The sequence below is a fragment of the Streptomyces sp. NPDC047853 genome (assembly GCF_043204535.1).
GTDB lineage: Bacteria > Actinomycetota > Actinomycetes > Streptomycetales > Streptomycetaceae > Streptomyces.
Genome location: NZ_JBIDCI010000005.1, coordinates 329,831 through 342,182, shown reverse-complemented (window position 1 = coordinate 342,182; position 12,352 = coordinate 329,831). Strand labels below are relative to the sequence as shown.

The following is a 12,352-nucleotide window of genomic DNA, read 5'->3' as shown; positions in this document are numbered from 1 at the left end:
GCATGGATTCAGCACAGGTCGATGCCTACCTCCGCCGACTCGGAGTCGCGTACCCGGCGTGGCCCACCGCCGACGCCCTGCGTGAGCTGCAGGCGCGCCATCTGCGGACGGTGCCCTTCGAGAACCTCTCCGTCCACCTCGGTGAGGAGATCGTGCTGGAGGAGGAGCGGCTCCTGGACAAGGTGGTGGGCGCGCGCCGGGGCGGGTTCTGCTACGAACTCAACGGCCTCTTCGGCGCGCTGCTGACGGCGCTCGGGTACGAGGTCACCCTGCTCGCGGCGAGGGTGTACGGGGACGGCGGCCGGCTCGGCGTCCCCTACGACCATCTGGCGCTGCTGGTGCGGTCGGTGGACGCCGGCGACTGGCTGGCCGACGTCGGGTTCGGGGCGCACAGCCACGGCCCGCTGGCCTTCGCGGAGCGGGGCGAGCAGGAGGACCCCGGCGGCACGTTCCGGGTGGCCGAGGCGGGGCCGGACGCCGCGGGGGTGCGCGGCGACCACGACTCGGCCCGGGCGGCCGACCTGGACGTGTCGCAGGACGGGAAGCCCGTGTACCGCCTGGAGCTGCGCCCTCGGGTGCTCGGCGACTTCGTGTCCGGTGCGTGGTGGCACAGCACTTCGCCGCAGTCGCACTTCCTCCAGGCGCCGGTCTGCTCGATGCTCACGGAGGACGGAGGGAGGATCACGATCAGTGGCCGCAGGTTCGTGTCGACGACCGTCGACGGGCGCCGGGAGGAGACCGGGCTGACGACGGACGAGGAGGTGCTCGCCGCGTACCGGGACCGGTTCGGCATCGAACTGGACCGGGTGCCCACCGCGCGCCGACCGTGAGCAGCGGTCATCACGTCCTCCACGGAACCGCGTCCGACCGTTCGAACCGCTCCAACCGCCCCATTCGACCCACGGCGTACACACGGGCCACACAGGGTCCACTCGGGCGTAGTCAGGCGTACTCGTGCCTACTGCCTGCACATACGCCGGTTTCCCGTGATGTGGGTCCGTGTTGCCTCGAAAGCCCCATCAGTGATCGAATGTTGCTTCGTCAACGAATTTTCGCACGTCGCGCAGAGGGTGTCGCAGATGATCGGCCGCTGGCTGGAGAGCCGAACGAGGCGGATGGAACGGACGGGTCCTCTGGCGGCGGTGCGGATCCCGCCGAGCGCGGGAGTGCTGAGCTGCCGGGTGCTCGACCCCGTCGACGAACCGGTGCCGCACGCGGAGTTCACGGTGAGCGACACCATGGGGCGCAAGGTGGTCGGTGGCGGCACGGACCCCTTCGGGTCGTTCGTGGCGACGGTGCCGGCGGGGGAGTACCGGCTCGCGGTGTCCGCCGAGGGCTACACGCCGTACCGGGCGTCCGCGACGGTCACCGAGGACACGCTGGCCACCATCGGCGACGTGACCCTGCAGGTGGCCCAGCCGCCGGAGCTGCCCGCGCCGGGCGACTGGGAGATCGAGCCGGCGCACTCCTCGATAGCCTTCACGGCCCGGCACATCGGGCTGGCCCGGATCCACGGCCGGTTCAACTCCTTCGCGGGCGCGGTGCGGATCGCGGACGACATGGCGCAGTCGGCGATGCACGTGGTGATCGACGCGGCGTCCATCGACACCAACGTGAAGATGCGCGACGACCATCTGAGGTCGGCGGACTTCCTGGATGTGCAGCGCTTCCCGACCCTGGAGTTCTACGGCGACCGCTTCACGCACCGGGGCGGCAACCGGTGGGCCGTTACGGGGGCGCTGTCGCTGCACGGCGTGACGCGCACGGTCACGCTGGACTCGGAGTACCTGGGTCTCGGCCACGGGATGGAGGGCGAGGTGCGGGCGGCCTGCCGTGCCACGACCGAGCTGCACCGCGACGACTTCACGGTGAGCTGGCAGACGATGCTGGCGCGCGGCATCGCCGTGGTCGGGCCCAGCATCCGGATCGACCTCGACGTGCAGATCGTGCCCAAGGGCTGACCGGGCGGTCGGCGTGGAGCGGGGTGCCGGACAATGGCTCCCGTGAGCGATGTGAGACATGTGCTGGTGCTGCCGGACCGCGACGCCGCGGAGGAGGCGGCCCAGGCGCTGGGGGAGCGTTTCGGGCTCGACGAGGAACCCCAGCTGGTCCGGGACGCCCTGGCCGGCGAGGACGACGCCGAGGACGCCCAGTGGCTCGTGGTCCTGCGCGACGAGAGGGAGCGGCTGGACCCCGCGGTGCTCGACGAGTTCGCGGGGGAGTGGGAGGGCTGGCGCGAGGAGCCCTGACCCGGCCCTGACCCCGGACCCGGACCCGGACCCGGGAGGGGCGCCGCCCGGGGACCGTTGTCAGTGGTGCGTGCGATGCTTGTCGCGATGGCCAGGAAGACTGCGAACGACGACCCTCTCGCCCCGGTGACCCTTGCCGTGGGCCAGGAGGACCTCCTGCTCGACCGTGCCCTGCAGGAGGTGGTGGCCGCCGCGAAGGCCGCCGACGCAGACACGGACGTACGCGACCTGACGCCCGACCAGCTGCAGCCCGGCACTCTCGCCGAGCTGACCAGCCCCTCGCTCTTCGCCGAGCGCAAGGTCGTGGCCGTACGCAACGCGCAGGACCTGTCCGCCGACACGGTCAAGGACGTCAAGGCCTACCTCGGCGCACCGGCCGAGGAGATCACCCTCGTCCTGTTGCACGCGGGCGGAGCCAAGGGCAAGGGCCTGCTGGACGCCGCACGCAAGGCGGGCGCGCGTGAGGTGGCGTGCGCCAAGATGACGAAGCCGGCGGACCGGCTGGCCTTCGTGCGGGCGGAGTTCCGCACCGCCGGGCGGTCGGCCACCCCCGAGGCGTGCCAGGCGCTGGTCGACGCGATCGGCAGCGACCTGCGGGAACTGGCCTCGGCGGTCTCCCAGCTGACCGCCGACATGGAGGGGACGATCGACGAGGCGGTCGTCGGGCGGTACTACACCGGGCGGGCCGAGGCCTCCAGCTTCACGGTCGCCGACCGGGCGGTCGAGGGACGGGCGGCGGAGGCCCTGGAGGCGCTGCGCTGGTCGCTCGCGACCGGGGTGGCGCCGGTGTTGATCACCAGCGCGCTGGCCCAGGGAGTGCGGGCGATCGGCAAGCTGTCCTCCGCCCGCGGCGGACGCCCCGCCGACCTCGCCCGCGAGCTGGGGATGCCGCCGTGGAAGATCGACCGGGTCCGGCAGCAGATGCGCGGCTGGACACCGGACGGTGTCTCCGTGGCCCTGCGCGCGGTGGCCGAGGCGGACGCGGGAGTCAAGGGCAGCGGGGACGACCCCGAGTACGCCCTGGAGAAGTGCGTGGTGATCATCGCCCGGGCAGCGCGTTCCCGGGGACGGTCGTAGAGCGCGGTCCCAGGTCCGTACCCCGGGTCTGTTCCTGGGTCTGTCCCGTCGGTGACCGCGGGTTTCTGTGGTCGGTGACCCCCCCGGGTCTGTCCCGTCGGTGACCCCGGGTCTCTGCCGTCCGTGCCCCGGGGCTGTCCCCCCCCGAGCCGGAGCAGACCGAAGGCCCCGGTCTCCGTCCTGGGGAAGGACGGCCACCGGGGCCTCGGGATCAAGCTCGGGGGTCCATGCCCGCGTGGCGAACGCAGGCCGCGCATGGACCCTGGGTGCCGGACGGGAGCGGATGAGAGAGGGCCCGCTCTGGGTCCTTCCGGCGATCAGACCAGATAAGGGGTTCAGCCCTTGAGGGCGCCGACCTTCTGCGCCAGCGCCGACTTCTTGTTGGCGGCCTGGTTCTTGTGGATGACGCCCTTGGAGACGGCCTTGTCGAGCTGGCGCGCAGCGACGCGCTGGTACTCGGTGGCCTTCTCGACGTCACCCGCGGCAGCGGCCTCACGGGCCTTGCGGACCGCGGTCTTCAGAGAGGACTTGACGGCCTTGTTGCGCAGCCGGGCCTTCTCGTTGGTCTTGTTCCGCTTGATCTGGGACTTGATGTTCGCCACGAATGAGCCTTTGCAGGTTCAGGCACGAGGCCGCGAAGGGCCCGTACCGGTGATTTCTTGAAGGAGTGCCTCGTGCTGAGAGGGCAAGAGACACAGCCCCTCACACTACCAGCGGCCGGCAGGCCGACCCAAACCCGCCCGCCGCCCGCCCGCCGCCCGCCCCCGGACCGGGCCGCGGCCGTCTCCCGCCACCGTCCCCACCGCCGCCGGACCCGCTCCCAGACCCACCCCGGCTCCCCACCCGTGGGACGATGGAGGCTACGTATAGATCCGACCCGAGACCGCAGACACTGCGGACGCCTCAAGAATCAGGACCCTGCGTGCCCGCGATCCCTAGCCATGTGCCCGAGCCGAGCCGTACCGACCCGTCGCTGATCCGCAACTTCTGCATCATCGCGCACATCGACCACGGCAAGTCCACGCTCGCCGACCGGATGCTCCAGCTGACCGGTGTCGTCGAGCAGCGGCAGATGCGCGCCCAGTACCTCGACCGCATGGACATCGAGCGCGAGCGCGGCATCACGATCAAGTCCCAGGCGGTGCGTCTGCCGTGGGCTCCCACCCACGACAAGACCGACACGCACATCCTCAACATGATCGACACCCCGGGGCACGTCGACTTCACCTACGAGGTCTCGCGGTCGCTGGCCGCGTGCGAGGGCACCATCCTCCTCGTCGACGCCGCCCAGGGCATCGAGGCCCAGACCCTCGCCAACCTCTACCTGGCGATGGAGAACGACCTCACGATCATCCCCGTGCTGAACAAGATCGACCTGCCGGCCGCGCAGCCCGAGAAGTTCGCCGAGGAACTCGCCAACCTGGTCGGCTGCGACCCCGCCGACGTGCTCAAGGTCTCCGCGAAGACCGGGCTCGGCGTCGACGTGCTGCTGGACAAGGTCGTCGCCGAGGTCCCGGCCCCGGTCGGCGTCAAGGACGCCCCGGCCCGCGCGATGATCTTCGACTCCGTCTACGACTCGTACCGCGGTGTCGTGACGTACGTCCGTGTCATCGACGGCCAGCTCAACAAGCGCGAGCGGATCCGGATGATGTCCACCGGCGCCACGCACGAGCTGCTGGAGATCGGCACGAACTCGCCGGAGATGCTCGCCGCCGACGGTCTCGGCGTCGGCGAGGTGGGCTACCTGATCACCGGCGTGAAGGACGTCCGCCAGTCCAAGGTCGGTGACACCGTCACCAGCCAGCACAAGGGTGCCGAGCAGGCACTCGGCGGCTACAAGGACCCGCGGCCGATGGTCTTCTCCGGCCTGTATCCGCTGGACGGCTCGGACTACCCCGAGCTGCGCGAGGCGCTGGACAAGCTCCAGCTCAACGACGCGGCCCTGGTCTACGAGCCCGAGACCTCCGCGGCCCTCGGCTTCGGTTTCCGCGTCGGCTTCCTCGGCCTGCTGCACCTCGACGTGATCCGCGAGCGGCTGGAGCGCGAGTTCGGGCTCGACCTGATCGCCACCGCGCCCAACGTGGTCTACCGCGTGATCATGGAGGACGGCACCGAGCACACCGTCACCAACCCGAGCGAGTTCCCCGAAGGCAAGATCAACGAGGTGTACGAGCCGGTCGTGCGCGCCACGATCCTGGCGCCGACCGAGTTCATCGGCTCGATCATGGAGCTGTGCCAGACCCGGCGCGGCACCCTGCTCGGCATGGACTATCTCTCCGAGGACCGGGTGGAGATCCGCTACACCCTGCCCCTCGCCGAGATCGTCTTCGACTTCTTCGACCAGCTCAAGTCGAAGACGCGGGGCTACGCCTCGCTGGACTACGAGCCCACCGGCGAGCAGACCTCCAGCCTGGTCAAGGTCGACATCCTGCTGCACGGCGACAAGGTGGACGCCTTCTCGGCGATCACCCACAAGGACGCCGCGTACGCGTACGGGGTGCGGCTCGTGGCCAAGCTGCGCGAGCTGATCCCGCGGCAGGCCTTCGAGGTGCCCATCCAGGCCGCCATCGGCTCCCGCGTGATCGCCCGCGAGACCATCCGCGCCATCCGCAAGGACGTCCTCGCCAAGTGCTACGGCGGTGACATCTCGCGTAAGCGGAAGCTGCTGGAGAAGCAGAAGGAAGGCAAGAAGCGGATGAAGATGGTGGGTTCCGTGGAGGTTCCGCAGGAGGCCTTCATCGCGGTCCTGTCCAGTGATGACAGCGCGGGATCGGGCAAGGGCAAGAAGTAACCGCGCCATACCGCGGCGCCGTACGCCGAGTCCGGGCAAAACGGCCGTGGAGGGGCCCGTCGTGCGAAAGTGCGGCGGGTCCCTTCGCATGTCACGGGCGGGCATCTGTAGGAAGTGACAGGGTGCGGAGTCTTACGCCGGGGCCGGTCGCCCCTTAATGTGATGCCTGCCCCTTAGTTACTCGTGAGTTAAACAAGTGATCGGGCACCTGCCCGAGCCGCTGCCCAGCACCGCCCGAGAGTGAAAATCCAGCCGCACCTGAGCAAGCCGCACCGACGCGGGCCCACGGAGGATGTCGTGAGCGACACACAGACACTGATCGAGAACCGTCCGCCCTCCGTGGCGGGACTCTTCCTGGAGCGGGTGGCGGCCACGCCGGACGCCGAGGCGTACCGCTATCCGGTGCCGTCGTCCTCGGGTGAGGGGCCGGACGACTGGAAGTCGCTGACCTGGGGCGAGGCCGCCGAGCGGGTCTATGCGATCGCGGCCGGACTGATCGAACTCGGTGTGCAGCCCGAGCAGCGCGTGGCCCTCGCCTCCTCCACCCGGCTGGAGTGGATCCTCGCCGACCTCGGCATCATGTGCGCGGGCGCCGCGACGACCACCGTCTATCCGCAGACCAACGCCGAGGAGTCGGCGTACATCCTCTCCGACTCCGAGAGCCGGGTCCTGATCGCGGAGGACGCCTCCCAGCTCGCCAAGGCGAGGGACAAGCGCGGCGAGCTGCCCGAGCTGACCCACGTCGTGGTGGTCGACGCGACCGGCGCCGACACCGCCGAGGACTGGGTGCTGACCCTCGACGACCTGGAGCGCCGGGGCGCCGCCCGCCTGGAGGCGGACCCGGAGCTGGTCAAGAAGCGGGTGGGCGCGCTCACCAAGGACCAGCTCGCCACCCTCATCTACACCTCCGGCACGACCGGCCGGCCCAAGGGAGTGCGCCTCCCGCACGACAACTGGTCGTACATGGCGAAGGCGATCGCCGCGACCGGCCTGGTCAGCCCGGACGACGTGCAGTACCTGTGGCTGCCGCTCGCGCACGTCTTCGGCAAGGTGCTCACCTCCGGCCAGATCGAGGCCGGTCACGTCACGGCCGTCGACGGCCGCGTCGACAAGATCATCGAGAATCTGCCGGTCGTGCAGCCGACCTACATGGCGGCCGTCCCGCGCATCTTCGAGAAGGTCTACAACGGCGTGGCCGCCAAGGCCCGGGCCGGCGGCGGAGCCAAGTACAAGATCTTCCAGTGGGCCGCCGGGGTCGCCCGCGAGTACGCGAAGGTCACGCAGGACAACTTCAAGCGCACCGGCACCGCGAGCGCTCCGGCCGGGCTGCGTGCCAAGCACGCCGTCGCCGACAAGCTCGTCTACGCCAAGATCCGCGAGGCCTTCGGCGGCCGCCTGCGCGCCTGCGTCTCCGGCTCGGCCGCCCTCGCCCCGGAGATCGGCTTCTTCTTCGCCGGCGCCGGCATCCACATCCTGGAGGGGTACGGCCTCACCGAGTCCTCCGCCGCGTCCTTCGTCAACCCCGGTGAGGCCTACCGCACCGGCACGGTCGGCAAGCCGCTGCCCGGCACCGAGGTGCGCATCGCGGACGACGGCGAGATCCTGCTGCGCGGCCCCGGCATCATGGAGGGCTACCACCAGCTGCCCGAGAAGACCGCCGAGGTGCTGGAGAGCGACGGCTGGTTCCACACCGGGGACATCGGCGAACTCTCGCCCGACGGCTACCTGCGCATCACCGACCGCAAGAAGGACCTGATCAAGACCTCCGGCGGCAAGTACATCGCGCCGGCCGAGGTCGAGGGCCAGTTCAAGGCGGTCTGCCCCTACGTCTCCAACATCCTGGTCCACGGCGCCGACCGGAACTTCTGCACCGCGCTCATCGCCCTCGACGAGATCGCGATCACGCAGTGGGCCAAGGAGAACGGCCTGGAGGGCAAGGCCTACGCCGAGATCGTCGCCGCGCCCGTGACCGTGGAGATGGTCGACGGGTACGTCAAGCAGCTCAACGAGGGCCTGCAGCGCTGGCAGACCGTCAAGAAGTTCCGTCTGCTGCCCCGCGACCTCGACGTCGAGCACGGGGAGATCACCCCCAGCCTGAAGCTGAAGCGGCCGGTCGTGGAGCGGGAGTACAAGCACCTGATCGAGGAGATGTACGAGGGCTCCCGGGAGGCGTAGCGGGGGCGTGGCGAGGGCGCAGCGGGGGGCGGTCGCCGAGATCCGCCCGGCCGCTGCCCGCACCTCTCCGTCTTCGGGCCGCCCCCGGGCCGCCCCCGGGCCGCCCCCGGGCCGTCTTCTGGTCGTCTTCTGGTCGTCTTCGGGCCATTTTCGGGCGTTCGCCTAGCACGGTTCTCACTCGCGGCGGCCCACTTCGGTAACTCGGCGCTTATGGACGGGTCCGGTCTGTCACTCTGTCGGCATCGACTGCGAAGTACTCGCACGAACTGCCCGGGGAGCCGTCCATGGGGGCCATTCCGACGCAACGGGAGACCGTCTCCCACGCCGGCGGGGTGCCGGCGCACACCGCCGAGGCATCGGACCGGGGGTGCGCGCTGGCGCACGTGACCCTGCTCGGAAGCTCCCTGGCGCCGGGCGCGGCCCGCGCGATGGTGCGGGACGCGCTGGCCGACTGGTCCGCGCTCGGCCTGCCCGGGACGGGCCGGCTGACGGAGCACCTCGTCGCCGACGCCCTGGTGGCGGTCAGCGAGCTGGTCACCAACGCCGTCGTCCACGCCGGCACCGACGTCGAGGTGGTCTGCCGGCTGGAGGAGACGGGCACCCTCGTCGTCGAGGCCACGGACCACCACCCCTCCCGCGCGCCCAGGGGCGGCAACCACGAGACACCGCAGGAGATCGCGGAGTACGGGCGCGGCCTGCGGCTCGTCGCCGCGCTCTCCGAGGCCTGGGGCATCACGTACCGGCCGGGGACCAAGACGGTGTGGGCACGGCTGCCGGCGGCCGGCACCGACGTCACCGAGCAGACCGAGGCGTACGCCGGGGGCCGGCGGTGGCGGCGCGGCGGGTCGCCGGTCGCGGAAGCGGCGGGGGAGAGGCCCGGGGGCGCGGAGGGCGGGACGGCCCCGGAAGGCGCAGCGACCGGGGACGGAGCCGACGGCACGCTCTCTCCGCACGGCACACACGCCCCGTACCCCCCGCACAACGGGAACGGCTCCGGCGGTGCGGACGGCTGGGACCTCTCGGTCGTCGCGAGCGGTCCGGGCGTCGCGAGCGGTCCGGTCGTCCCGCCCGGTCCGAACGTCCCGCCCGGTCCGAACGTCCCGAGCGGCCCGGGCGGTCCGGGCGGCCCGGGCGGTTCCGGCGGTCCGGCCGGTCCTGGGACCCCGGACGATCCGGAATGCCCGGGTGATCTCCCGCCGGATCCGGGGTCGGGCCCGTCCCGTCCGCGATCCTCACCGGGTGAGCCGATCCGGATCGGTCCGTCCGGCACAGAAGGTGCCGCGCCCGACCCGAAGGACGTCCTGCCCGGCCCGGCTCCGACGGCACCGGAGGAAGGACCGGAGCACCCGGGACGCGAGGAGGACGCCGACCGGGCGGAGGCCCCGCAGTGGCCGTTCTGGTGGGACGTGGAGGCGGCCACCGGACCGCGTGGCCTGCGCGACCGGGAGTGGCTGGGACACGGCGCCCTGTCCTTCCTCGCCGAGGCCTCCGACCTCCTGGCCGGTCAGCTCGACGAGGACCTCGTCGCCTCCCTCACCGGCCAGCTGATCGTGCCGCGGCTCGCCGACTGGTGCGCCGTGTGGCTGGAGGACGAGTCCCTGGGCCGGGGAGCGTGGAGCGACGACCCCGGCTCGGCCGTCGGAGCGCGGCTGGCCCGCGTCTGGCACGGCAGCGAGAGCCACATCGAGGAGCTGCGCCGGGTCCTGGAGAAGGACCCGCCCCGCCCGCGCGACCCCTGGCGCTCCGGACCCGTCGACCACCCCTGGCCCGCGGAGGGGCTCGGCCCGGACGGCACGCAGGGCGCCGCGCTCGCCTACCGGCTGGTCGCGGGCGGCCGGCCGCTGGGCACCCTCGTCATCGGGCGGTCCGGCACCTCCCGCTTCCCCGACGAGATCAGCGGCCTCGTCGAGGATCTCAGCCGCCGCGTGGCGCTCGCCATCGGCGCCGCCCGCCAGTACGCCCGGCAGGCCACCATCAGCGCCGTCCTGCAGCGCGGCCTGCTGCCCGGTGCCGTCGCCGAGATCCCCGGCGTGCGCAGCGCCCTGGTCTACGAACCGTGCGACAAGGGCGGCCCCAGCGGCGACTTCTACGACCTCTTCCCGGCGGGCGACGGCCGCTGGTGCTTCGCCGTAGGCGACGTCCAGGGCAAGGGCCCCGAGGCCGCCGTCGTCATCGGGCTCGCCCGGCCCTGGCTACGGCTGCTGGCCCGCGAGGGGTACGGCGTCCCCGACGTCCTCGACCGCCTCAACCAGCTGCTCCTCGACGACGCCACCGAGGCCGCCGAAGCCGCCGCGCGCGCCCTGGTCGCCGTCGGCGGCCGTCCGGTTGCCCCGGGCGACGGACCGCAGACCCGCTTCCTGTCCCTCCTCTACGGCGAGCTGGTTCCGTTCGAGGGCGGCGTGCGCTGCACCCTGGCCTCCGCCGGGCACCCGCTGCCCCTGCTCCTCGGGCCCGACGGCACCGTCCGCGCGGTGGCACAGCCGCAGACGCTGCTCGGGGTCGTCGAGGACGCGACGTACACCAGCGAGACCTTCGACCTGGGCTCCGGGGACACCCTGCTGTGCGTCACGGACGGGGTCACCGAGCGGCGCAGCGGCTCCCGCCAGTTCGACGACGGGGACGGTCTTGCGGCGGCGCTCGCCGGGTGCGCGGGGCTCGACGCGGGCCTGGTCGCGGAGCGCATCAGGCGGCTGGTGCACGAGTTCGGGGCCCGGCCCCCGGAGGACGATCTGGCGCTGCTGGTGCTCCAGGCGGAGTGACGGCCCGGGGCACGAGGCGGGGTGCGGGACAATGGAACGCATGCCCTCCGCACTGCCCGACGGCGAACCCGTCCCCTCCGACGGCGCCCTCCCGGCGTCCGCGCTCGCCGCCGCCGCCGACCGCCCCCTCGGTTTCTACCTGCACGTCCCGTACTGCGCGACCCGCTGCGGATACTGCGACTTCAACACCTACACCGCCACCGAGCTGCGCGGCACCGGCGGCGTCCTCGCCTCCCGGGACAACTACGCCGAGACACTCGTCGACGAGGTCCGCCTCGCCCGCAAGGTGCTCGGCGACGACCCCCGCGAGGTCCGCACGGTCTTCGTCGGCGGCGGTACGCCCACCCTGCTGGCCGCCGACGACCTGGTCCGGATGCTGGGGGCGATCCGCGACGAGTTCGGTCTCGCCGCGGACGCGGAGGTGACGACGGAGGCCAACCCCGAGTCGGTCGACCCGGCCTACCTCACCACCCTGCGGGAGGGCGGCTTCAACCGGGTCTCCTTCGGCATGCAGAGCGCCCGGCAGCACGTCCTGAAGGTGCTGGACCGCACCCACACCCCGGGCCGCCCGGAGGCGTGCGTCGCCGAGGCCCGCGCGGCCGGCTTCGACCACGTCAACCTGGACCTGATCTACGGCACGCCCGGCGAGTCCGACGACGACTGGCGCGCGACCCTCGACGCCGCGCTCGGCGCCGGACCCGACCACGTCTCCGCGTACGCCCTGATCGTCGAGGAGGGCACCCAGCTGGCCCGCCGCATCCGGCGCGGCGAGGTCCCGATGACCGACGACGACGTGCACGCCGACCGGTACCTGATCGCGGAGGAGCGGCTGTCGGCGGCGGGCTTCGACTGGTACGAGGTGTCGAACTGGGCCGCCTCGGACGCGGGGCGCTGCCTCCACAACGAGCTGTACTGGCGGGGCGCCGACTGGTGGGGCGCCGGCCCGGGCGCGCACTCGCACGTGGGCGGCGTGCGCTGGTGGAACGTGAAGCACCCGGGGGCGTACGCGGCCGCGCTGGCGGAGGGGCGGTCGCCGGGAGCCGGACGGGAGATCCTCACGGACGAGGACCGGCGCGTCGAGCGCATCCTGCTGGAGCTGCGGCTGCGGGAAGGCGTCCCGCTGTCGCTGCTGCGCGAGGCGGGGCTCGCGGCGTCGCGGCGGGCACTGTCCGACGGACTGCTCCAGGCGGCGCCGTACGAAGCGGGGAGCGCGGTGCTCACGCTGCGGGGCCGGCTGCTGGCGGACGCGGTGGTGCGGGACCTGGTGGACTGACGGGGCTCTCCTCGCCCCCGCCGCGGGA

Annotated in this window: 9 protein-coding genes; 8 read left to right on the top strand and 1 reads right to left on the bottom strand. The window is 72.1% G+C overall.

What is annotated here, in order from left to right:
- Positions 1-2 precede the first annotated feature (2 nt).
- From ACGF5T_RS12980 to holA, 4 genes are all read left to right on the top strand, one after another.
- Complete coding sequence (locus tag ACGF5T_RS12980) at positions 3-830, top strand: arylamine N-acetyltransferase (RefSeq protein WP_366767781.1); 828 nt, start codon at positions 3-5, stop codon at positions 828-830.
- Between the two features lie 249 nt (positions 831-1,079).
- The gene (locus tag ACGF5T_RS12975; RefSeq protein ID WP_356603310.1) at positions 1,080-1,961 is read left to right on the top strand and encodes a YceI family protein; all 882 of its coding nucleotides are present in this window, start codon (positions 1,080-1,082) and stop codon (positions 1,959-1,961) included.
- Positions 1,962-2,003: 42 nt separating this feature from the next.
- Positions 2,004-2,249 carry a hypothetical protein gene (locus tag ACGF5T_RS12970; RefSeq protein WP_356603308.1) on the top strand — a complete coding sequence of 82 codons (246 nt, stop codon included), beginning with the start codon at positions 2,004-2,006 and terminating at the stop codon, positions 2,247-2,249.
- Between the two features lie 87 nt (positions 2,250-2,336).
- Positions 2,337-3,326 carry a DNA polymerase III subunit delta gene (gene holA, locus ACGF5T_RS12965; protein WP_356603306.1) on the top strand — a complete coding sequence of 330 codons (990 nt, stop codon included), beginning with the start codon at positions 2,337-2,339 and terminating at the stop codon, positions 3,324-3,326.
- A gap of 335 nt (positions 3,327-3,661) precedes the next feature.
- On the opposite strand, the gene rpsT is transcribed toward holA, so the two are convergent.
- Complete coding sequence (gene rpsT, locus ACGF5T_RS12960) at positions 3,662-3,928, bottom strand: 30S ribosomal protein S20 (RefSeq protein WP_356603304.1); 267 nt, start codon at positions 3,926-3,928, stop codon at positions 3,662-3,664.
- Positions 3,929-4,248: 320 nt separating this feature from the next.
- Here rpsT and lepA point away from each other — a divergent pair, with 320 nt between their 5' ends.
- From lepA to hemW, 4 genes are all read left to right on the top strand, one after another.
- Complete coding sequence (lepA, locus tag ACGF5T_RS12955) at positions 4,249-6,117, top strand: translation elongation factor 4 (protein WP_356603303.1); 1,869 nt, start codon at positions 4,249-4,251, stop codon at positions 6,115-6,117.
- A gap of 297 nt (positions 6,118-6,414) precedes the next feature.
- Positions 6,415-8,292, top strand: coding sequence for an AMP-dependent synthetase/ligase (locus ACGF5T_RS12950; RefSeq protein ID WP_356603301.1), 1,878 nt, complete (start codon positions 6,415-6,417; stop codon positions 8,290-8,292).
- A gap of 284 nt (positions 8,293-8,576) precedes the next feature.
- Positions 8,577-11,051 (top strand): SpoIIE family protein phosphatase, encoded by a 2,475-nt coding sequence (locus ACGF5T_RS12945; protein WP_366767780.1) that lies wholly within the window; start codon positions 8,577-8,579, stop codon positions 11,049-11,051.
- Positions 11,052-11,091: 40 nt separating this feature from the next.
- Entirely contained in the window at positions 11,092-12,324 is a 1,233-nt protein-coding gene (gene hemW / locus ACGF5T_RS12940; RefSeq protein WP_356603297.1) for a radical SAM family heme chaperone HemW, read from the top strand.
- Positions 12,325-12,352: the final 28 nt, after the last annotated feature.